Annotated in this window: 12 protein-coding genes, 1 tRNA gene and 6 pseudogenes; 3 read left to right on the top strand and 16 right to left on the bottom strand. The window is 62.9% G+C overall.

The annotated features are described in order from the left end of the window. The 6 genes from ABIB95_RS42825 to ABIB95_RS42850 all read right to left on the bottom strand — a co-directional run bounded on the left by ABIB95_RS42825 (position 1) and on the right by ABIB95_RS42850 (position 6,529). On the bottom strand, positions 1 to 312 hold the full coding sequence (locus ABIB95_RS42825; protein WP_354248704.1) for a DUF736 domain-containing protein: 312 nt from the start codon (positions 310 to 312) through the stop codon (positions 1 to 3). A gap of 625 nt (positions 313 to 937) precedes the next feature. After that, positions 938 to 1,870, bottom strand: a complete 933-nt coding sequence (locus ABIB95_RS42830; RefSeq protein WP_354248705.1) for an ArdC family protein — start codon at positions 1,868 to 1,870, stop codon at positions 938 to 940. 349 nt (positions 1,871 to 2,219) lie between these two features. Further along, positions 2,220 to 2,807, bottom strand: a complete 588-nt coding sequence (locus tag ABIB95_RS42835; RefSeq protein WP_354248706.1) for a hypothetical protein — start codon at positions 2,805 to 2,807, stop codon at positions 2,220 to 2,222. Between the two features lie 680 nt (positions 2,808 to 3,487). Further along, a complete protein-coding gene (locus ABIB95_RS42840; RefSeq protein ID WP_354248707.1) occupies positions 3,488 to 3,895 on the bottom strand; it encodes a hypothetical protein in 408 nt (135 codons plus the stop codon). Further along, positions 3,892 to 4,773: a DUF7007 domain-containing protein gene (locus tag ABIB95_RS42845; protein ID WP_354248708.1), complete on the bottom strand. Its 882-nt coding sequence runs from the start codon at positions 4,771 to 4,773 to the stop codon at positions 3,892 to 3,894. The genes ABIB95_RS42840 and ABIB95_RS42845 overlap by 4 nt, the downstream gene beginning before the upstream one ends. A gap of 91 nt (positions 4,774 to 4,864) precedes the next feature. Beyond that, a complete protein-coding gene (locus ABIB95_RS42850; RefSeq protein WP_354248709.1) occupies positions 4,865 to 6,529 on the bottom strand; it encodes a ParB N-terminal domain-containing protein in 1,665 nt (554 codons plus the stop codon). A gap of 872 nt (positions 6,530 to 7,401) precedes the next feature. Here ABIB95_RS42850 and ABIB95_RS42855 point away from each other — a divergent pair. Further along, positions 7,402 to 8,430: a DUF4403 family protein gene (locus ABIB95_RS42855; protein WP_354248710.1), complete on the top strand. Its 1,029-nt coding sequence runs from the start codon at positions 7,402 to 7,404 to the stop codon at positions 8,428 to 8,430. Then, the gene (locus tag ABIB95_RS42860; protein ID WP_354248717.1) at positions 8,313 to 8,735 is read left to right on the top strand and encodes a DUF4403 family protein; all 423 of its coding nucleotides are present in this window, start codon (positions 8,313 to 8,315) and stop codon (positions 8,733 to 8,735) included. Before ABIB95_RS42855 ends, ABIB95_RS42860 begins: the two co-directional genes overlap by 118 nt. On the opposite strand, the gene ABIB95_RS42865 is transcribed toward ABIB95_RS42860, so the two are convergent. The 7 genes and pseudogenes from ABIB95_RS42865 to ABIB95_RS42895 all read right to left on the bottom strand — a co-directional run bounded on the left by ABIB95_RS42865 (position 8,722) and on the right by ABIB95_RS42895 (position 19,141). Beyond that, positions 8,722 to 9,426, bottom strand: coding sequence for a hypothetical protein (locus tag ABIB95_RS42865; protein WP_354248711.1), 705 nt, complete (start codon positions 9,424 to 9,426; stop codon positions 8,722 to 8,724). The genes ABIB95_RS42860 and ABIB95_RS42865 overlap by 14 nt on opposite strands. Before the next feature lie 778 nt (positions 9,427 to 10,204). Then, positions 10,205 to 15,135, bottom strand: a pseudogene (locus ABIB95_RS42870) (helicase-like domain-containing protein). A 171-nt stretch (positions 15,136 to 15,306) separates the two neighbouring features. Beyond that, on the bottom strand, positions 15,307 to 15,906 hold the full coding sequence (locus ABIB95_RS42875) for a DUF1419 domain-containing protein (protein ID WP_354248712.1): 600 nt from the start codon (positions 15,904 to 15,906) through the stop codon (positions 15,307 to 15,309). A 142-nt stretch (positions 15,907 to 16,048) separates the two neighbouring features. Next, a pseudogene (locus ABIB95_RS42880) lies at positions 16,049 to 17,013 on the bottom strand (DUF3991 and toprim domain-containing protein). A 217-nt stretch (positions 17,014 to 17,230) separates the two neighbouring features. Next, positions 17,231 to 17,413, bottom strand: a complete 183-nt coding sequence (locus tag ABIB95_RS42885) for a hypothetical protein (protein WP_354248713.1) — start codon at positions 17,411 to 17,413, stop codon at positions 17,231 to 17,233. 617 nt (positions 17,414 to 18,030) lie between these two features. Continuing rightward, positions 18,031 to 18,245, bottom strand: a pseudogene (locus tag ABIB95_RS42890) (hypothetical protein). A 614-nt stretch (positions 18,246 to 18,859) separates the two neighbouring features. After that, on the bottom strand, positions 18,860 to 19,141 hold the full coding sequence (locus ABIB95_RS42895) for a hypothetical protein (RefSeq protein WP_354248714.1): 282 nt from the start codon (positions 19,139 to 19,141) through the stop codon (positions 18,860 to 18,862). A 99-nt stretch (positions 19,142 to 19,240) separates the two neighbouring features. Here ABIB95_RS42895 and ABIB95_RS42900 point away from each other — a divergent pair. Next, positions 19,241 to 19,316 (top strand) — tRNA-Ile (locus ABIB95_RS42900). Positions 19,317 to 19,420: 104 nt separating this feature from the next. On the opposite strand, the pseudogene ABIB95_RS42905 reads toward ABIB95_RS42900, so the two are convergent. The 3 pseudogenes from ABIB95_RS42905 to ABIB95_RS42915 all read right to left on the bottom strand — a co-directional run. Continuing rightward, positions 19,421 to 19,896, bottom strand: a pseudogene (locus ABIB95_RS42905) (IS5/IS1182 family transposase); the annotation flags it as partial. Then, positions 19,892 to 20,807 (bottom strand): annotated as a pseudogene (gene tnpC, locus ABIB95_RS42910) (IS66 family transposase); the annotation flags it as partial. The pseudogenes tnpC and ABIB95_RS42905, both read right to left, overlap by 5 nt. Before the next feature lie 61 nt (positions 20,808 to 20,868). Next, positions 20,869 to 21,027, bottom strand: a pseudogene (locus ABIB95_RS42915) (transposase); the annotation flags it as partial. Positions 21,028 to 21,880: the final 853 nt, after the last annotated feature.

A 21,880-nucleotide genomic window follows, 5' to 3' on the forward strand; every position in this document is an offset into this window, starting at 1 on the left:
TCAGTCCCGGTTCGGTCGCGACCAAATCAGCTGCAAGCCTTCCGCGCCCTCGACTTCGATCAGGGTGGCGTAGATCGGGGCGGGGAAGCTCGGGTCGTCCAGCTTGACCGAGAGGTAGTCGCGGCCCTCGTTGGAGACCTTCTGCCAGGCCGCGCCCAGCTCCACATTGCCCGAGTAGACGCGGAAGTGCGGTCCCTTGTCGGAGGGGTTCTCGACGCGGATTAGCTTGGCCTTTACGTTGAGGTTCAGGGTCTTGATGGCGCCGGAGAAGCCAGCGTTGCCATTGGAGGTGAAGGTGCCGATGGTAGCCATTTGTCTCATCCTTTGTTTTCTCGGGTCGCGCCAATCGCGACCTCGATGGCGGTCGAAAGACCGGAGGCGATCGACCTGCACCCGAAGGGCCGAAATGAAATGGAGGACGGACGTTGCGGGGACGAGATCGAGAGCGCGCGAAGCGGGATCGACCTTCGGTCAGACCAGCCTTTATCGAGGACGCGGATGGTGCGCCCGTCGCGAAAACACCGGGGGATGACGACTGGCGTTCCCGGTCCTTCCGATCAGGCAGCAACGGATCCGGCCATCGCAACACCGATTTTCCTCGACCAGGCCGCCGTGCGACCGCGTATCCGCTCACGAGAAGTGTCCCGATCAGCAATTGCGGGGGGAACATGAGGTGATGGCCGTCGCAGGAGAGACCGAGGCCCGATGTCCACGTCATGTCGACGCGATAGCTTCCGTGCGGAAATGATGCCGCTGATGATCCTCGCACGCGCGGGCTTCAGCAATGTGGCGCTGACGGAACCGGAAATGGCATCCGCTGCGAATCCGCCGCGAGGCGGGCCTTGGGCTTTGCACTCGAATACGACATAGGCTGAACACACGAAAGCGGATCGGGGAGGACGGAACGCCCTCCCTTCAACAAACGGTGCATTAAAGATCAGGCCGCCTCCCGCTCGGCTTCGGCCTGTGGCTGAAGGCTGTGCAGATAGGCGACGGCGCGCTGCGCATGGGCGGCGGCCGAGAAGATGGCGCGGCGGTCGTTGGCGAGAACGGTCAACCAGCTCGCCAAATACGCGGCATGATCCGGTCGCGGTTCGAGCTCGGGGACGATGCCGAGATCCGCACATACCAGCGCAGATCCAATTTCCGCAATTAATTCTTCCCGCGCACGCTCGCTGCGATCCTTCGCGTAGCGGCTGAGATCACGACCGACACGACGCGCATCCGCTGTCCAGTGAATGTGCTCATGGCTCAACACCGCCGTGTAAGAGGCTGCGTCGCGGAACGTCTCGAACGGCGGCATCTGGATGCTGTCGGTTGACGGCGAAAAGAAGGCACGCGAGCCGCCATGCCGGATCACGGAGCCGGTGTTGGCGAAGAAGCGATCGGCATGCGCGATGCGTTCGACCGGATCGAGGATAGGCTGCGGCCGGTGATAAAAATGCTCAGGCAGGCCATGGATCTGTTCGACATTGAAGACGTTGTACGTTTTCAGGAACGGGATATCCCGCTCGACCTCGCCGCCGTGTTCGTCGGTCTCGGTCTTGGTGAAGCGGGTGGCATAGATGACGGTCGAACCTGACTCGCCCTTACGGACATGAGCGCCGAGCTCTGCCGACTGCTTGAACGTCATCCAGATCGGCGAGGTGAAGCCGCGGGCCATGCCCTCCGACCACAACAACAGCACATTCATGCCGGTGTACGGTTCACCATTGTGGCGCAACGGACGGGTGATCCGACCCATTGCATTGCCGGCGCTCCAGGGCTGCACCCAAGGCCGCACGCCCTTTTCGAGATCGGCGATGATGCGTTCTGTGATGCGCGCATAGACATCACGGCGCGACGTTTCGCTCTTATCTTTCCTGCTCATTTTCCTGAACATCCGTTTCGAGGGCCGCGCCCATCGCGGCCCGTCACGGCGGTCCGTCGCCAGGGAATTCAGGGGGCTGGCGCACCCTTAGGCCGCAACGAAGTGGAGGGCGGCGCAGCCGCTGCGCCGGCCGCCGGCCCTGGCAGGACCAACAGCCGGGACGGCCGCGTGGTGCGGCGCTTTGGCCTGCCTCGCCTTCCCTCTTCCGTCTTCCAGGCATCGAGATCAGGAGGTCGACGACCAAGCCCGCCGCGGGCTGCGACATGACAAAGGGCCGGACCCACGCGGGACCGGCCCTGAGATGCAGGCGACGAGAAATGGGCGAGGCCGAAGCCTCGCCCGATGCGGCTCAACCGAACGCTGCCATCTGGAGTTCGGCCGCCTTATGGTCGACGGTCTGGCCCGGATTGTCGAACGGACGCTCGAAGGGCTTCCAGGCCTCACCAACGACCTGCTCGTAGGCTGCGACAGCGCCTTCGGCCGCCATGCGGAGCGCGTGGCACTGGAGCGCCATGTCGGCGGCAAACTCGCGCTTGCGCTGCGCGGCGCTGTCGAAGCCGACCGGACCGTCGAGGTCCTCGTCACGAGCGTCGTTGGCGGTCTTGGCCGTGGCGTTGCGGGCTTCCGTCACCGCGCGGCTGTAGAACTGGCCAGCCCCGTGGGCGGAGCCGACATAGGCGCCGACGATCCGCTGCAGATGGATCTGCATCGCTCGCTGGCTCAGGCCTTCGCTGAGTGCGCCGGCTGTCTCGATGATCAGGCGCTCATGGAGATCGCGGATGCCGTCGCTGTCGAGGACAGGGAGGCCGAAGCTTTCGGAGATGCGGGTGGCCTGGGCGGCGTCGGGGCAGGCGAGCCCGACCATTTCGAGGGTGGTGCCCTTGCGGAGCTGAACGACCTTGGCAGGTTGGCGAGGAGCGCGAGCGGTCTTGGTCATGGGAACATCCTTTCGGTTTCTCCCGGAAGGCTCGGGCCGGCACCTGCCGGTCCTCCCTTCGGGTGCGATCGGGAAAAACCGGCGGAAAGACGGGGCTTCCCAAGGTCCGGGGCTGCCGGATCGAGCGAAGCGGGTTTGCGGACAAGCAGGGCTTTTTCAGCCCTCGCGCGGGGACGCGGACCCGCTTTGCCGAGATCGGCGACCCCGGCCGCAACGCGGCGCGACAGCGGCCTTGGAAAGCGCCCGGCCGCCGGTTTACGAGCGCGACAAACCCGAGGGGAGATCCGGCGACCCGGAACGATGATGGAGAAACCAGCAGGCAAGGACCGCCATGACCTGCCGCGCATTCGTGTGTCGCTCCATGTCGATCGCAACGAAGGCAATCCCCGCCACGTCAGGCGGTTTCGACCGAGTGCACCCAGACCTCCGGCCGCCAGAGCATGATGAATTCCTCGATCTCGACGCGGCAAGCCTTGGGATTTCCGCGACTGGAGATTCGGCGAGGTCCGCGACGATCATGGCTATGGCACGCGCGATCGTGCGATCCGCAGCGAAGATGTCGGACAAGTCGAATCCGCAGAGGGCTCAGCGTTCGACCAGACGAAAATGAAGTTCGCGGCGCGACTGGCCGATGTCGTGCCTCGTGATGTCGAGCAACCGTTCGCATCCCGCGCGCGGCGTCATCCGTGGTCGTACTCCTTCTGGCTGCGCGGTGGTAGCGCGGCCCGATCGACCGGACCGGGAGCCGATTGGTGAGGGGCAGCGGCACGGTCGCGCGCAAACCCATGGCGCAGGCAGTGGGCCTCGATGAGCGCATCCTGCCGCGCGAGCTTTCGCGAAAGCGCGTCAATCTCAGGCTGGCGCTCGGCCGTGATTGCCGCGAGGTGCGAGCGATATCGCTCGAGGAAGGCGCTCGGGTCCGGAACCTTACCGCGCCGGTAGCCGGTGCGTTTTGGCTTGAGCTGCGGGATCATCGCTGTCATCCGCCGCGTGATCTGCCTGTCGATCAGGTCGAGCTGGCGCTGGATTTGTCGCCGCGCTTCCTCCATCCGCGCGAGTTGAACGAGGCAATCGGAAGCGGGCGTCATGATGCCACTCTCCGCTGCCAGCCGACGAAGTCCGATGGTCCGCCGTAGACGTGGCGCCGCTCCGGATCGACCACGAAGCCGAAACGCCCGACCTTGTATTCGCAAGACGGCACGAGAAAGCGCCGCTCCTCCGTGCCGGCTCCGCGCCTGCCACCGGGCGTGGCCACGCACTCGACGAACCCCTTCTGGTGGCTGGAGGTGATCGCCGAGATGACGATCCAGTCATCGGCATGCGCCTGCTCGAAGGCGCGGCGATCTTTCTCGTAGGATTCGCCGGGGGCGAGGATCGTGCCGAAGATCGCTTCCCACGCGTCCGGCCAGCTTGCCTTGATCGTGCGCTCAGCGCAGCGCCGCTCGTAGCTCGTCAACAGATGCGGAAAGGTGATGGCGACGATCGCCCAGGCGCAATCCTCTTCGTAGTAGCCGTCATCGCTGCGCAGTATCGGATGAACCTGCGCGTTGCGCTCGGGTGTGAGATGAAAGCCGCCGTGGCCCGCCGTCGAATGACAGATGACGCCCTCAGCATAGACCGTCGTACCCTGCGACGTGCCCCACGGGGTGTAGCAGGGGATTCGCGTGACGCGACGACAGAGCGTCTTCAGTTCGCGGCTATGTTCGGCCTGCTCGACCATGCGAGCCCGAAACGCCGCTTCATCAGCGAGTTCGCCGAAATGGCCATAGAAATCACCCCGCGTCCATTCGTTCATCGGACGCGGGATGCGCCAGGCTGTTACGAGATAATGCTTGCCGTCACGAGCGGGCGCCATTGCGAAGGCGGTCTCATCGACAAGCGCGACGGCAAGGCCATCTGCACTGTGGCCGAAGGAAACCGCCGGAAATCCGGCGGCGTCTTTATTCTGGGGGAAAGGGTCGGACATCGCGTCCTCCATGGGTGCGCAAATGTGGTAACAGAACCGCCGCCAGCGATGCCGGCGGCGGACGTCATTCGGAGGAAGAAGGCGGCGGCGTTTATTCGGCCGCCTCCCTGAAGGCCTCGACGTCGTCGGGCGGGTCATCGCCGTCTCCCGTGGTATCCTCATCCACGTCATCGGCTTCATTCGCGGCGGTCGTGCTCGACAACAGCCATCTGGCAAGCTTCGCCGCATCGGGCGCGAAGAGGGCAGCAGGATGGATGAAGCGTCCTTCCTTGAAGTGCTCGACGAGCGCGGCGCGGGTGTCCTTTACGCGCTGGCGCGGAAGGAGCGGCGTGTCCTTGCACGAAGCCTCGAGCGCAGCACGCGACAAGCAGGAGAGGAACTCCTCGCTGCCCGTGTTCGGCAGAAACTCGTCCGCTCCGATCGTCTCGCCGACGATGCCGCTGTTGGTCGCGTTTTCGCGGCACGAGAACACCTCGATCAGCATGGCCCGCGCCGCGATGCGCAGCGCGTCCCTGTCAAAAGCGAGCTTGCCGTCTCCGTCGAACAGGGCCGCCGCGTGTTTGGCCAAGCGGCTATGACCATGGTAGACACCGCCGCTTCCGGTCGTAACGGAGACGTTCTGACCGGCGAACGCGATAATCAGCAGCGCCATCAGCGTGTCGTCCTTGATCGGCGCGCGTCCGAGTGCTTCGCGCAGCGCATCGGTGCGATAATCGCCGATCATCTCGACGCCCTTTCGCGTCACATCCGGACGCGGCTTTGTAACCTCGCCGACATCATCCGGGGCGCTGCCCGAACCCGAAGCGGCCTTGCCCTTCGGCTTCTTCGCTGCGGGCATGCGGTAATGCACGATCTGCACGCGGCCTTCGCGGTCGAGATACATGGCGGCGCAATCCGACCTCGAGGGCTTGCCATGAACCCGCTCGGCCTTCGCCGGCAGCTTCACCTCGCCCCAGCTCGTGGTCTCGGCGATGATGCCCTTCTTCGGCAGGTTGTTCGCCATCCACTCATGCTGCGCGCCGAGAAAAGCCTCGACATTCGTGGTGTAGCGGCTGTCCTCGTCGGCGGGGGCGAACAGGTCCTCGACCCACTGGATGCCGTAGGCCTGCGCGAGTTCGTCGCCGAAGCGGGCGTGACGCGCATGCCTCCGCGTCTTCTGCAGGGCCTGGGCTACGCTCAACCACGCAACCTGCGGGTCGGCCTTCGACGGCTTATACTTCTTCCAGACCTCCTTCTGTTCGTCGGGCGAAGCCCCAGCGATGGTGCGAAGCTGTTGCTCGTTCGGCATGTCGCCCTTGGCCATGTGGTCGAGCATGGCGGGCAGCACATTTGCGAGCAGACGCAGCTTCCTGATCTGGCGCACGGGCAGCGCCAGCGCGACGCCGATCGCTTCCTCGGTCCAGCCGAGTGCAACGAGGCGCTCGATCGCGCGCCACTGGTCGACCGGGTTCATCGGCTCGAAGGCGATATTCTCGACCATCGAGCGCATGGCGCCGTTATCATTCGCTGCCTCGTCGACGAGCACGTCAATTTCCATGAGGCCGGCCGCGATCGCCTGCTTCACGCGGCGGTGCCCGGCGCTAATGATGTAGGCGTTGCCCCCACCGGAATCCGGCGTGATGACGGGCGGCTGCACGATGCCAACGGCCTTGATCGTCGCCAGCAGCAGCGCGTCGCCCTGCGGGGTGGACTTGGTCTGGCGCAGGCGGTCAGGATTGTCCTTCAGCGCACGCGGATCGACCTTGATGAGATGCATGGGAATGCTCCTTTTGGGGTTTGCGGACCGGCCTGGCCGGGGCCCTTTCTCGTCTTCTTCCCGAAGACTTCCCCTGGCCCCGCAGAGCGGACGGGCCGGTGCAACTGCGACCGAGCATCCCTGCCCGGCAGGACCAGCAGGGGCTTACAGCCCTGCGCAGGACGACGGGCCGGGATCGCACAGGCGGCGGTTGAGCGTCAGCGACGGCGGTCCGCCCGATCTGCGAGCGGGCTGATTTCCTGCTTTTCTTCGTCCCCCTCTTCCTCCTCCTGCTTCCTTGAAGCCAAGGTGACATGGTGAGGTATCGAGTAGAGGCGTCCGACTTTCGAATGGTCAGGCCAGGCGATGGTGGCGTACCCAAAGCCATGGCCGCAATGGATGCCGCCGGACTCTGCCCGCTAGCCGGAGCTCAAACGGCTACGCTGCTGCGCCAAGTCGTGAACTGCGGCTGGCCGCGGTCCGGCGGCGGATCAGAGGTTACGCCAGAGTGGGCGTATCGGCGCGTCCGGCATTCACGAGAACGCCGTCGAATTTTTCTAAGCAAGAACCATCCGGGGCTATGGTACGGTTGCAACCTGAGATTGTTTCATCGGAGAAATTGCGATGGCGCCGAGAAATTTGCTTCTGATCCACGCGTGTTGCATTTTCCTAGCGGCGTGTGACGACAAGGTGCTGTTCACGCCACCTGAGCGCGGGGCATCGAACGTTCCGGCGCCCGCCGTGGCCGACAGCGTCGTCACGCTGGTCGCGTCACTGCCCTACTCCACTTTGGCTCGTATGGCGGAAGAGAAGCTGCCGAAGTCATCCCCGATCGGCGGCGATGGTCATATCGCCTGCCTCGGCGTGCCTTACGTGAACCCGGGCCACACCGAATGGGGTCAGCAGTGTCTGCTGGGAGTCTGTACCGATGTGCCCCAATTTTACGGCCCAAGTTCGGCACACACGATCAGTGTGCCGATTATCATTGGCACGCAGACATCAACAAAGATGGCTCCCCTCAGATCTCCCGCGACGGAAACGCTCTACGTCTATCCCAAGGCATCCATGTCACGGGGCAAGCCGGCGTGGGCGGTGACTTGGCCGGCCTGCTCTCATTGCACGGTAAGAACATTGACGTCCATGCGACGCCGCGAGTGAGTTTGAGTGCAATCTTGGACAAGCAATGGTGCCCCATCATTACCGCCCAACCGATCGGCTCCTGGGTCGACGATGCTTCGGTCGAGGTCGTCGGAAAGAACAGTCTGGGGATAGATCTAGGACCTTTGGGGCACCCCGAAATTTGCGCAGGGCCGATCAACCTCGGAATCGCCAACGAGTTGAACCACGAATTCGACAAGCATCGCGACGATCTCAAAAAAGGAGCGCAAAGCGCCGTTCCTTGCGACAGCGTCAAACCCGAGATCGAGAGCCAGTGGCGTCCATTCTCGATCAAGGTCGAACGGGACAAACGTCCGCCGCTCTACCTGAACATCGTTCCGAAATCGGCAGCGTTTTCCGGTCTCATCCCGGAGGATGATCGTTTACGCGTCGCCGTTCGTGTCGGCGCGCAGACTGTGCTCAAGACCGCTCCCATCGATACAGCCGTGTTGCCCTTGCCGGCCCTCGATCCCTTGACGGCGGACAAGGGCAGCCTACGGATCAACCTACGAGCCGTTGCCCCTTACGACTTGCTCAAGCAGCAACTTCGGCAGGCGCTTGCGGATAAGATCTTCCGAAAGGACCTCCCCACGGAAAAGTCGAAGTCCGCGTTCTCGACCTCGACGTCTACTCAAGCGGGGATTCGCTGGCTCTCGGGCTCAAGATCGACGCAAAAACGCCCGCAAGCTGGTTCGACACGGGCGGCTGGGTCTATCTGTCCGGCAAGCCGATCGTGGTCAAAGACGGCAAGGCCATCAAAGTAGAGGACATTCGTTTCGCGAGCGTCGTCGACAGCGCCTTCTGGTCAGCCGCCGAACTCGTATTTCGGGACGAGATCCTGAAGATTGTCGACGCGCATGCGACGTTCGATCTCAGCGCGGAGATCGATGAAGCCGTGAGCGAGATCACGCGGGCGATCGCGAAGGCCGACCTGCCGGGCCTACAGATCAAAGCAGGCACCCCGGATATCGCTTTGGATGGCGTCTACGTGGCCTCCTCTGACCTCGTCGTGGTCGCCAACCTTACGATGCCGGTCGACGCCGAAGTTACCGAGGCTATCCTGAAGTAGCTAGATCATCCGCTTCGGAATTCCCTCCGGAGGCCGGCGCTGTTTTGCGGAAAGGTCCGAGCAAGATCGTCCCAATGGCCGCGAATGCCATGCAGAAGCTCAAAGACGGCAAGCCGTACACGAGGAACGGGCTCCAAAATGTCGGGAGGATCTCGATGCCGGTCTTCTTGCACTCTTCACTTCCGGAACCCTCGCGCCTGAGCCTCATCTGGTTCCTGGGGTCGATCGCCTTGGGAGGCAACAGAAGCGTCGTATCCGAACCTTTGTAAAAATGAGCCGCATCCTGCTCGCAGATATCTCCGCGTTCGGCTTCCATTGTACAAAGGACGATGCCAGCCGCTGGAAGTCCGAGAAACAACGTCAGAACAATAATCTGAAAGCACTTTCCGTCCCAGACATCTGTGTTAAGGCCTTCGAGCCAGACGGTCGGAACGCGGCTGTGCCATCGAGTGCCGTGGCGGTAGGCGTGCAAATAGAGCACGAAGGAGGCGATTAGGAACAGAACGCCTCCGATAATGGCACCGAAGTATCCGATCGCAGGTTTGTTGTCGGGGAGAGAACCGGCTTTGTCCCCGAAAAGCCTTCCGATGAACTCTGATCCGCCCTGTATCGAGATCACACTCGTAACGAGAAACAGCACGCACACGACCGACATCCATTGCCAGACCTGCGTCAGATGCTTCTGGTACATTGTCCCACCACGAACGGAGCAAAAGCTTCGACGAATACCTCTAGCACGACCTCTCCTCATCTGGCGATCACTGCCGAGTCTCGCTGAGAGACGCCGAAGTGGATCATTTTGAGCTTGAATCAGAGTTCGGCACGAAATAAAGCCACCAACCTGCAAACAGCCTCGTTTCGCCGTTCATCTATAAACTGGGCGTGCCCGTAAACAGTCCTTGGCGATGTTCTGCGATCCGTGACAAAGTCGAAGGTCGGTCGGGAGCGTCATGTCTGCCTGCGCTTAGCTGGTGCTGCCTGCAGTATTTCTGCAATCTTGCTGTGCAGAGTGCACGTTGGCTAAACTTGCAAGCCACTTCCGCCGGATTGCTGCATCAGGTCGGGCGGCGGCGGCGATAATGACTGAGCTGGGTCGATCGAGTCAGTCGGGAGACGAACAACTACGCTTAGCCAGGCTGACGTCGAAACGACCGTCTCATCATGACCTACAGGACAAGAGCATCACGATCGAACTGCCGGGCTATTGCCCGGAAAACAGCGACGAGGGCATCCATGTCGGTGATGACATGGCCGTGACCGATGCGGGGCTGCGGGACTTCCTCGCCCTCGACGGTAAGAATGGTGCGCGAGAAGCTACAGCTGTCGCGCTTTGGGGGCCGCTCAAGGTGGGCGAGAATACCTCGACAAATACGAAGGGGGCCCCGGTCGAGCCGAGCGGCCCGACCAGCCAGTTATTACGGCTCCTCGACCAGCATCCCCGAGCTGATCGAGGAATTGCGCGAGAGCGCCTATGCGGCGATCGCCGTCCTCTCGCCCGCCCCCTCGATGTCCGCGGCGAGCGCCTGCCCGATCTCGGCGAGTTGCTTCCGCTTATCGGCAAGCTCGCCGGCGAAGGTGAAGTCGCCGCCCTCGCGCGACTAGTATGCCGCGAGACGTCGGCGTGCATCGGCGAGACGCTGGCGAAAGCGCTCTCGCTCCCCCTCGAAATCATCAAGCGCGTGCTCGAGGCGGGAGACCGCGCCGAGCGGCGTCACTGTGACCGCCAGATCGATCTCGCACTCGGCGCCGGTCCGCATCAGCATGGTGGCGTAGCGATAGCCATCGCGTCCGAAGCGCTCGCCGGCATATTCGAGGTCGAAGCCGTCGATCGAGGCGATGACGGCCTCGCCTTCCTTCTGAAGCTGGACTAGCGTCAGGATCTCCTTCATCAGCGCGCGGCCGGCGTCCTTGCGCTCGGCATAGCGCTGGCGCTTCACGCTCATCGCGAACGCCTCGCCTGCCGTTGGCACCAGCCGCGCGATATCCTGTCCGATCTCCGCGATGCGCCGGGCCGAGAACTCGAGCTCGCGCTCGGCATCGCGGACCTGCCGGCGCACGGCGTGCTGGTCGTCGATATGGGCGGCGCGCAGACGCTCCAGCCGTGCGATGTCGGCCTCGAGCCCCGCCTTCTGCATGAGGCGCGGATCACCCGACGCGATCGCCTTGGCAAAAGCAAACTGGTTCGCCTGGCCTTCGCCGAGGTCCTCGAGCCTACGGATCGAGGTGTCGCCGGAGAGCGCGGCCGCGATGAAGCGGGCCTTGCGCTCGTTGTTCTGCCACATTGTGGCATCGGGCGAGCCCTTGGTCGCGTAGGCGAAGATGTCGATCTCGTCATGCTGGTTGCCCTGTCGCACGATGCGGCCCTCACGCTGCTCGATCTGTGAGGGCAGGGTACATCGAGATGATGCAGCGCCTTCAGCCGAAGCTGGGCGTTGACACCGGTGCCCATCGTATCGGACGAACCGATCAGGAAACGCACCGTGCCGGCGCGCACGTCGCCGAACAGGCGCTGCTTCGCCTCGGACTTCTTGTAATCCTGCATGAAAGCGATTTCCGATGCCGGCACACCCATGCGGATGAGCTCATCGCGAATCCAGCGGTAGGCGGAGAAGCCCCTGGTTTTCTCGACGCTGATCGTGCCGAGATCGGAGAAGATCATCTGGGCGGCGCCGGGAAGCTCAAACGACTTGCCGTCCGGACGCATGTAATTGTTCTCCGCCGTCTCCTTCCAGATGCGGAAGGCGTTCGCGATGAGATTGTTGAGCTTGTTCTCCAGCTCATTGTCATTGTGGCATCGACCAGACGCAGGTCGATGCCGCATGGCGGCCGTCAGTGATGACGGAGAGCAGGATGTCATCGCCGGGCTGCGGCGGGCGGTCCCGCATCTCGATCGCCTTGATGCGCTCGTCGAGCAAGATCTGGTAATGCCTGAAGGCCGATGTCGTCTTGGAGGTCAAAATCTGGCGCCTGCCGGTCGAGATCGCCGACACCTTCACGTATTCGCGCAAGTCTTCCGGCAGCACCACGTCGGCGAAGGAGCGGAACATGGCGATCAGTTCCGGCACGTTGACGAAGGTCGCAAATCGCGTCACCGGCTTGTATTTGCCCGAAGGCTGAAGCTCGAGCTCGGTCGAGACGTCGCCGAATGTACTCCCCCAGGCATCGAACTCGTGCAGACCACGCTGCGCCAGCGCCTCGTAGCCGAGATAGCGCTGGACCGAGAACATCTCGCCAAGGGTGTTGGTGATCGGCGTGCCGGAGGCGAGCACCAGCGCCCGGCCCGGGTTCTTCGTCTCGACGAAGCGCGACTTCACATAGAGGTCCCAGGCGCGCTGCGAGCCGTTCGGATCGACGCCCTTCAGTGTCGACATGTTGGTGGCGAAGGAGAGCTTCCTGAACTCCTGCGCCTCGTCGACGATGATCTGGTCGACGCCGATTTCCGAGATGGTCAAAAGATCGTCCTTTCGGGTCGACAGTGATTCCAGCCGTTCCTTCAGGCCTTCTTTCAGCCGCTCAAGGCGCTTGCGCGAGACGCGATCGTCGCTTTCGACCTTGATCAGCAGCGACTCATAGAGCTCCAGCTCGTTCTGGATCATCTGCTGCTCGAAGGCCGACGGCACGGCGATGAACCGGAAGGCGGTATGGGTGATGATGATGGCGTCCCAGGTTGCGGTCGCGGCACCCGACAGGAAGCGATGCCGCTTGTCCTTGCTGAAATTATTCTCGTCGGCGACGAGAATGCGCGCCCCCGGGTAGAGCGCCAGGTATTCGCGCGCGGCCTGCGCCAGGCAGTGGCCGGGCACGACCAGCATCGCCTTGGCGATCAGGCCGAGCCGGCGCTGCTCCATGATGGCCGCTGCCATGGTCATGGTCTTGCCAGCCCCGACGGCATGAGCGAGATAGGTCGAGCCGGCCGAGACGATGCGCCAGATGCCGCGCTTCTGGTGCCCATAAAGAGCGAAGGCGCCAGAGGCGCCCGGAAGCTTCAGATCCGCCGTCGAAGACCCGGGGCGCAATGTTATTGAAGCGATCATTATAGATCCGGGCCAGGCGATCGGTGCGATCAGGGTCGGACCAGATCCAGCGCTGGAACGCGTCCTTGATCCTCGAGAGCTTCGCCTTCGCCGCTTCGCTGTCGACGACATTGAGCACGCGCCGCTCGCTGTCGCCATCCTTGATGATGTCGAAGATCTGCGGAACCCGGCTGTTGAGCGCATCGGCCAGCAACTCGCCGGCATGCCGGCGGTCCGTGCCCCATTCAGACGTGCCCGCCGCCACCCATGCCAGCTGGCGCGCCTCCACCGTCCAGGAGGCAAGTTCCGGCATGTGATGGATCTTGATCTCGGCCTCCATCGTCTCCTTGACGAAGGCCACGATATCGGCGGCCGGAATCCAGGGCGCGCCGAGGCGCGCTGTGATGTCGGACGGGCTCAGATCGGCCGGCTGAACGCCCTGCAGCGCGGTGACGTTTCGCTCATAGGATGGGTCGAGCGCGGCCGCCGCTTCCGCGGCTTTTAGCTTGGCGCGGACCTGACCCGACAGATAGGCGTCGGCCATCTGCCACGATCCCTCGGCCGGATCGCGGAAGATGGCGCTGTTCGGCGATATGGTCGATGTCGACGCGGCCGCGTTCGTTGAGCACGACGGCGAGCGCATCGGCGGCGCTGGTGATCACTGGCGGGGCCGGCGGCGAGATCACGCGCTCGGTGAAGATCGGGCCGGGCTTCGCCGTATTGGTCACGAGGTCATAGTCTTCGATGGAGGCGACCAGCCAGCAATCGGCATCGTCGAGGAAGGGCTGGATATTGGGACGGCGATGCGTCTCGCGCACCTCGCCGGCTTCTTCATCCTCCAGCAAAGAGACGGTGGTGAAGTTGATCGGGCCGAAGTCGCGAACGAAGGCACCCCAGGCGATACGCAGCCTGATCTGCGCCTCCTTCCAGGGGCGGTCGAGCTCCTGGCATTTAAGCACTTCGCGCACCGCATCGCGGATCGGGATCAACTTCTTGATGATCCGGACGTGTTTTTCCGGGACGCCGTCGGCGCTGCGACCCTTGCGCACTTTCACGGCGACGGGTTCGCCGTCGAGGACCTGCATCAGGCCTCTGCCCTTGTCGAAGAGATAGCTGCCCTCGCGCACATGTCGATCGGCAGGCCGATCGAGGATGCCCCGATCGTCCGCATCCTCCAAAGTGGGATCAATTATGTCGGGCTCGCCGTCGTAGATCGCCTCCGGAAGGCGAGCGATGGCGGCGACAACCGCTGCATCGAGGTCCTCGCCGACACGGGCTTGGCATGTGTAGGTCTCACCGAAGGCGCCGGAGGCGAGCGCATGGGTGCCGAGCACATACTCTGGATGTTCCGCGAACCAACGGTTCACCCGGATGCCACCCTCATCCTCGCTCGCGCGGCGCACCTCATCGACCTCGAGCCAGGACCGATCGCCTTGCGGATCGCCAATCTTCCTCTTCCGGAAAAAGAGGATGTCGACGACGACGTCCGTGCCGGCACTGGCGCGGAAGCTGCCTTCCGGCAGCCGAACCGCGGCGATCAAATCGGCGGTTTTGGCGATATGCTCGCGCGCCGAGACGTCCGCCTTGTCCATCGCGCCCGAGCTGGTCACAAAGGCCGCGAACGCGCCGGGCTTCAACAGGTCGATCGCCCGCGCGATGAAGTAATCGTGCAGGCGAAGGCCGAGCACGCGATAGGCGCGATCCGAGCGCACCGTGCGATCCGAAAACGGCGGATTTCCGATGGCGAGGTTGAAACTCGCCGGCAGCTCCGTGCGGGAGAAATCGCCCCCGATGATCCGCGCCCGCGGCTGCAACAGACGCACGATGCGCGCCGTGACCGGATCGAGCTCGATGCCGGTGACGTGCGAGACGTCGCGAAGTCTCTCAGGCATCAGCGCCGGAAACAGGCCGGTGCCGATGCCAGGTTCGAGCACACGGCCGCCGCGCCATCCAAGGCGCTGAAGGCCCGCCCAGATCGCGCGCACGATGAACTCCGGCGTGAAGTGCGCGTACTGCGTGCAACGCGCAAGCGAGGCATGGTCGAGATCGCCGACCGCATCCTGCAGATCCTCGCCGATCGTCTCCCAGCCCTTGCGAAACCCGGCCTCGCCAGGACGCCGGAACACGAAGTTGGCGAGCTCGGAGGCGCCGAATCCGGAGAAGCGGATCAATTGCTCCTGCTCCTCGCGCGTGGCGCGCAGATGCGTGTATCGAAAATCACGATTGATGAGAGGGATGAGCCGCTCGGCCGCGATGAACTCGATCCCGTCATCGCCGCCGAAATGGCGGCGCTTGTAATCGAACCAGTCCGGATTAGCGATCGGATGGCATTCCTCGGAATAGACCACAAGCGGGCGATCGCCGCCGCTGAGCTTGCCGTTCGACATGATGTAGACGCCGTTGTCACCCACAAGCCAGAGGCCGGGCTTCTCGCCCTCACCCGGCTTTTGGCCGTAATAGGGATTGCGGAACCCGCCATCGGCGGCGGCGTCGGATTTTCCGCGTTTCGATAACCCTGCGGACGGCAGGGATGGGGAATGTGAACATCACCACCTCCCTCACGCCGCGATCACATCAGGCAGGTCGCGCAGATGCAGCGGCAGTTTCACGGCGATCTCCGCCTCGGTCAGCCGGTCGAGCAGCTTCAGCACGCTGCCCTGACGCCCGTCATAGAACAGCACCGTGCGCGAGCCGCGCAGATGCTCAGCCCAGCGCTCGCCGGCATAGCCGCGATAATCGTCATGCGTGCTCGACCAGATGTGCTCGAGCCGCTCTTCGCGCGTCATCGCTTGCGCGGGTCGCGATTCCCGCTCGATGATCGCAGCACGCATCCGATCGGGCGAGCCCTTGGCAGAGAGATCGCAGTAACCGTGGAAGGTGCGCGGATGGCCGTCGATCGTGAGCGCGGAGAAGACGCTGGTGATGCTGCGGGTGCGGAATTCGCACAGCGCGAACATGTCGCCGCGCATCCACAATGGCGGCAGGATCTCGAACATATAGTCGTGCTCGGCCTGGCCGATCTCGAACCATTCGCCGCAGTAGAGAGCGCCGTCGTCCGGTGAGCGGTTCGGACGCTGCGCATGGCGGTCGAACATGCGGAACATCTGCCGGCGGTCGGCGATGCCCTGATAGACCTTGCGGATCGGAGAGAGGGTCATGAGCGGGCTCCTTTAAGCCTCGTCGGACCGGAGCGCGGCTCATCCTCTCGATGTCGCCATCGTCTTCAGCCCTTCCTGACCCCTCCCCCGCGGCCGCCTCTCCGCCCGGCCGGGTCAAGGGCCGCGGAACGCGGGCGAAGCTTCACCCTTGACGCGGCCGGCGGGCATGCGGCAGCCGGGTTTTCCTTTCCTCCCTCCTCTCCATTCTTCATCTTGCTGCCCGCATGCAGCTGTTCGTTCCAATCCTCGGTCGCGGGCCGCAGCCGTTCATAGTCGGAGCCCACCTCCCGCGCGACGACGGCGAGGCGGTCGGCATAGACCTCTCCCTGCCGGTTGTTATCGGTCGCCGCGACGAGCCGCGCGTCCGGCCGCGCGCTCAGTGCTCGAATGGCAGCGACCGTGGCCGGCGCCCAGCCGCCGCCGGTGCTGAGATAGAGACTGTCCGGCCGCTGGTCTTCGATCGCGGCCAAGCTCATGGCGTCGATCGCAGCCTCGGTGATGCAGAGCCGGCTCGCATTTGCCGGCCCGAAACCGAAGAGCACCTTGCCGCCGCCAGCTGGTGAAGCCGCGCCATTGCGGACCGCGCTCCTCCCAGCCTGTGACCACGCCGTCAATGTCGAGATGGGCTGCCCACATGCTGCCGTGGGGGCCTTCGCGCAACCGGTCATGCCGGATCGCAGCACGGATGATAGCTTCCGGGATGCCACGCTCCGCGCACAGATAGCGCCAGGTCAGTGAACCTGGCCAAGGCTTGCGCCGCACGCGCCAGCGATCCGCAGCAGTGAGATCCGGATCGCGCGCGCGGGATTCTCGTGTCCAGACGGGCTGCGTCGGCACAAAGCCGACGAGGTCCGAGACCCGCTGCTGCACCTCCGCGAATGCGAGGCCGTCGAGATGTTCCACCAGCGAAAACACATCGCCTTTGGCATCGGACAGGGCATCGAACCAGCCCTTCCCGTTATGGATGACGATGATGATGTCGCCGCCGCGGCGAAATTTGATGGCCTTGCGCGTGCTTTCCTTCAGATCGATCGCAAATCCGGCCTTCTCGAGCACCGCGGCGCAGGCCACGCGATTCTTCAGCTCTTCGATATCCTTCTTCTCCATCTCCGAATCCCGGCGATGCCGCGCCAGACCTTTCCCGTTTGAACTTCCTTCTCCCGCAGCTTGCGGGACCACTCCCCCTTGCCGCGAAGAGCGAAGGGGGCAAGGGCGCGGCTGGCAATTGCTGAATTATCGGGGCATTCGACGCCCCGCTTCGGCCAGGCGCGGCGTAGCCCCTTGCGGCCGCCCGCTCGCAAGCCGCACAAGGGGAAAACCCGGCTCAATGAGCCGGGACGAGTTCGAGCGGATCGTATTCGTGGACGAGGATCACGTCGGCATCGTCGAGTTCGTCGCTTGGCATCACGCCATATGCGCCGTCGACCTGGAAGAGCGTGACCGGAACCATCAGACTGCGGGCAAGCTCGAAGGCGTTGGACTGGGCGAGAGAAAGATCGTGCGACATTTGAGGGCTCCATCCTGAGCGAGGCCGATCCCCGCTCGATGGCGTCCGTCAGTGTCCTCAAGCGGCAGCGATCACCGCGCAGCCGAAGGCGCAGCGGCGGCATGCTCGCATAGCCGACCCCTTGCGGGTTGATCGTGGAAGGCCGGGCGGAGGACCAGGAAAGCCATCCATGGAGAGCGGGGTCGTGCCTGCTCAGAGATGGTCGATGCCCTAATGCACGTCGTTTTCGATGGCAGATTCATTGCGTCGCCCGCAGATAGACGGTGCCGGCTACAGATCAGGTCGCATTGCGGAGTACAGTGTTATCGGCAGAAGCGATCTCGCCGCGTTCACTCACCTGCTTGCGAACATTCAGTCCGCGCCGACTCTGCCGACAGCGCCTCAGCCATTTTCGCAGCAAGGCAAGGGTCAAGGTACGGTCTCTGCGTCGAAGCGAAGCTCAAGCGACCGGGTAGAAACGTCGTCCGGACGGCGCTGGCAGAGTGATCGTCACCCGCACGGGCCGAAACCGCCGCAAGCGGGTTCGGTCGAAGGCTGTCGCACGGTCGGAGATAGAGCACGGTCGCGCGCAAGCGCGGCTGCCGCTTACGGGGTCTCGTGGCACTTCAGTGACAACATCATACTTGGCAGGCCTCTCGCCACATTGTCGGGGCTTTAGAAAGAGCATCGTGACCGATCTGTTTGAGATGGTCAGGTCTGATCTCACCTGCGGTCGCGGCTTCCAGAATTTTCGAGGCGACATGGGTGCGAGCACCGATATCGTACCGGAAAAACTCTTGCAGACGTCGTCGAGAACCACCCGTAGGAGCGCAGTGGTGGAGGCATCCAACATTTGGCGATCTCCCTCGTTCTCTGGCAGGTAACGTGACGTAGATTTCGCGTTAGAAGCGCCACGTGAGAACTACCCAAAGTAGAACATTCGTGAGGTCACCATGGAAGAAGAAGCTGACAAAAACGCAACACGCAGATGTCTGTTTGATGCTTTCGTCTTGTTTTTCCTTTAAAGATCGACGCCTGACTGCGCGTGACGCCGATGGGCCACTGCGTCCCAGTCGTTGTTGCTTCGCGACTTGATGCACCCAGGAGATTGCATCGCGAGCGCACTCGAACGGGGGACGTCCGATCAGGCGGAAGTCCAGCGTCACATCAGTGCAATTGTCCTCCTTGTCGCTGGAACGCGTAGATCGGGTACTGGATGCAGTGGCCATGCACTGGTCATAGGTCGAGAACGGGCAGGATATCTCCAGGTACGTCCCTGCAGGCAATAAATGTCCTGCCGAGGCGGGGGATGTACGAACGACCCCGCGGAGCGCCGGTCGAAAGCGATCCAAAGCCGACGGAGATGGGAAGTGCAAGCACACTGATAAACAGAAGGTTGCGCATGAGACCTCCAGCCTCCGTTAAGTCTTGCTGAAGGATAGCGGATCCGGATTTGATGTTTTGATCTTAATCAATTCCAAATAGCCGGTCCCAGAGCCTGCGAAAGGCCCGCGCCTGACGGCGTTCCTGGTTCATAGCAGCATTCTTGGCGTTTGTAGAACGGAACGCATCTTCCCGGCGCGATGAGTTCCATGCGCGACGAAAACAACTGCCATAGTCGGGCCCACTGAGGTCACCCCGCTCGTCGATTTCTGTTGGCCGAGGACGCTCAATCTCTACCTTCAGCGATTTGGCGAACGCCATCATTTCAGCGACGAGCGCATCGAACTCGCTCTCCCAATCATGCATTTTGTTGATCCGATCTAATTTGGCATTGCCGAGATGCCGGCAAGCCGGTAGACGGCTCACGCACCGTTGCCAGTCATCTTTCAGCGGTCGCCCGCAGCGGGGCCTGTAGCTCAACGGTTAGAGCCGGCCGCTCATAACGGTCTGGTTCCTGGTTCGAATCCAGGCGGGCCCACCAACTACTGCTGGTGTGGTCACTGCTTGTGCAGACACGGCTCGATTTCGTCTTGAGAGCGCCACGATTTCAGATCTGACGAATTGCGGCCGCCGGTTAGTCGTCCGTTAAGAAGCCGAATTGAGCGGGGCCGGACAGGCGCGCGTGCGCCAGAGCTGGATCAGGAACAGGCACAAGAGTTCTCTGAGCCAGGCGAGGATGCGGCGGAAGTTGTGGCCGACGGCAGAGAGGATGACGTTGGCCGCATCGCCGGCGCGGCCTTTGAGGTAGCAGCGGCCGAGGTGGCCATCGGTCTTCAGTGTCCGATGATGGGTTCGATGGCGGAGCGGCGGCGCAGCTCGCGCTTGATGACACCGAAGACGCCGCGCTTCTGGCCAGAGATGAAGATTCGGCGGGGATTTTGTGCGTCGTGGCCGCGGTATCCCTTGTCGACATAGGCCCGCTCGATCGCACAGCCGGTGAGCGTCTCGGTGCGGTCGATGACGTCCCGCAAGGTGTGACCGTCGTACGGGTTACCGGGCAGCGCCCTGGCGTGCAGCACGAACAGGCCACCGGGAGCACGGCGGTTGTTGGTGACGATAGCCGTCACTCATCACAATGCCACGGTAATCGCCGAGGAAGGCTTGCGGGTGGATTTGGCCGCGGCCTGGCTGATAATCCAGAAGAACGATCGGCTCGTGGCTGCCCTTGCCGCTGCGATAAGCCCACATGTACGATGTGCTGGTGGCCTTTTTGTCCTTCTCCTTGAGGACCTGAACCGTCGTCTCGTCGCCATGGATGAGAGGTTGTGATCTGAGCCGCAGCTTCAGGGCGTCGTAGATGCGACGCAGATGCTTCTCGCTCGAGCCAATCACCCAGTGGCCCAAAGCGCCACGGCTGACAGGAACACCTGCACGTTCGAAGGCCTGCGCCAGGCGGTAGAGCGGCGTGCCATCGACATATTTGTGAACCAGCGCGAACGCCAGCGTCGAGGGTGTGGCAACGCTGCCCGGCAACGGTTGCGTCGGCATCGGCGCGGTCACAACAGGGGCGTGGATCCCGGTGCGATCGCAATGGCGGCACGCATATTTGAAGCGCATTCTGTAAAACCTTCGCCTTCACCTCGATATGAAGTTGCTCGGTGACAGCCTCGCCCATGCGATGCATCTGGCCACGGCAGCAAGGACACGCCTTCTGATCGTCGGACAGGTCATACTCGACGCGCTCACGAGGTAGGTTCCCCGGCAGCGGCCTCCGGCCGCGCTTCTTTCCCGTTGTGTTTTCGACGGGCGGCAAGCCCGTGTCCGGAAGTTCGGCGATATTGTTCGTTTCACTGCCGGCGTCATCCTCATCGGAGGCATGCTCGGCTTCATTGAAGAGACGATCAACATGCTTTTCGCTGCGCGGCGCAAAACGATGCAGGCGTGCCAGCGCCAGTTCTTCCTCGAGCTTGGCGACGCGGTCGGCGAGTTGATGGTTCTCCGCCTGCAGCGCAGCAATGCGTGCCAACAGCAGCGTCGGTACGGTTCAGATTCAAGAATCCGATGAATCGAACCGGCGATCCGAGTGTCGAAGTGGCGTTGACCCCATGTTCGAGTGCAAGCCTCGATACCGAAACCCCAGGCTCGAGGCAGGCCGTGACAAGACGCTCTTTCGATGCCGCCTCGTAGCGCCGGCGACCGTTCCGACGAACCTCCTTCGGAAGTGGATCAAGAAGCGCTGACGACGGAGCAATTGCACTGGATCCTTGACGGCATCGATATCGATGCGATGGTCCGCCATCCGGTGCGGCAATATCAGGTTGCCGGCTGAGCTCTCGAGTTGAGCGGTTGACGCAAGCCGGCAAATCAACCGTCGCCACGCTGTCTTTTCGCGACAGCTCGCGCTCGGCCTTCCCCTCAAGCTGAACCGGGATGAACGCCGGGCGTGAGGACGGCGGCAGCGACCTGGTCGCGCTGTGGCCGCCGCCGCCGCCCTCAACGAGGCGATCCGCGCGCTCGTTGTCGAGCTGAACAATCGACCGCCGCGCAGCTGCGGACGAAATCGCCGCGACCTGTTCGGAGAGCTCGATTATCCGCCGCTCACCCCCTTTGCGAGGAGTCATCCGGGCAAATCCGTCAAGACCGCGATCAGCGACTGTATAGCTGTTGAATGGCTCATCGGCGCCCCCGCCGGCATGAGCCGAACCCGGAAAATTCCAGCTCTGGCTGGCCTAGTTTTGGGGAGCGTTTCACCAGAGGTGACGGACTCTACCCATTCTTGGAGGAGCTTGCGGGGCTCAGACCAGTCAGGCAGGACGTGGAGTTGGGATCACGACGGGCGGTCCAAACCAGGGAATTCCGCAGGCTGCACTGCGGACCTCAGGATGCATTGAGCAGGGCGGCGATCAATTCCTGATCGTAAATGAGCCCAAATCACACGGTGCTCTTCGAAACCCCTGAGCAGCATTTTCGTAGAACGGGAAAGCGGCTGGCCAGGGGGAGTACGACCTAATCTTACTGAGTCAGAAAGTCGCGATCTTTGATCCTGGAATTGCTGGTATTTTCGGGAGATTCGTTTTTCGGCATGGAGAGCTGGGATGGGTCACC

It is taken from the genome of Bradyrhizobium sp. LA2.1, assembly GCF_040547725.1.
Classification (GTDB): Bacteria; Pseudomonadota; Alphaproteobacteria; order Rhizobiales; family Xanthobacteraceae; genus Bradyrhizobium; species Bradyrhizobium barranii.

Coding starts and splice junctions, on each gene's coding strand:
- ABIB95_RS42825 (WP_354248704.1), bottom strand. CDS start 312: ATGGCTACCATCGGCACCTTCACCTCCAATGGCAACGCTGGCTTCTCC.
- ABIB95_RS42830 (WP_354248705.1), bottom strand. CDS start 1,870: ATGAGCAGGAAAGATAAGAGCGAAACGTCGCGCCGTGATGTCTATGCG.
- ABIB95_RS42835 (WP_354248706.1), bottom strand. CDS start 2,807: ATGACCAAGACCGCTCGCGCTCCTCGCCAACCTGCCAAGGTCGTTCAG.
- ABIB95_RS42840 (WP_354248707.1), bottom strand. CDS start 3,895: ATGACGCCCGCTTCCGATTGCCTCGTTCAACTCGCGCGGATGGAGGAA.
- ABIB95_RS42845 (WP_354248708.1), bottom strand. CDS start 4,773: ATGTCCGACCCTTTCCCCCAGAATAAAGACGCCGCCGGATTTCCGGCG.
- ABIB95_RS42850 (WP_354248709.1), bottom strand. CDS start 6,529: ATGCATCTCATCAAGGTCGATCCGCGTGCGCTGAAGGACAATCCTGAC.
- ABIB95_RS42855 (WP_354248710.1), top strand. CDS start 7,402: ATGGGGTCAGCAGTGTCTGCTGGGAGTCTGTACCGATGTGCCCCAATT.
- ABIB95_RS42865 (WP_354248711.1), bottom strand. CDS start 9,426: ATGTACCAGAAGCATCTGACGCAGGTCTGGCAATGGATGTCGGTCGTG.
- ABIB95_RS42875 (WP_354248712.1), bottom strand. CDS start 15,906: ATGACCCTCTCTCCGATCCGCAAGGTCTATCAGGGCATCGCCGACCGC.
- ABIB95_RS42885 (WP_354248713.1), bottom strand. CDS start 17,413: ATGTCGCACGATCTTTCTCTCGCCCAGTCCAACGCCTTCGAGCTTGCC.
- ABIB95_RS42895 (WP_354248714.1), bottom strand. CDS start 19,141: ATGCATGATTGGGAGAGCGAGTTCGATGCGCTCGTCGCTGAAATGATG.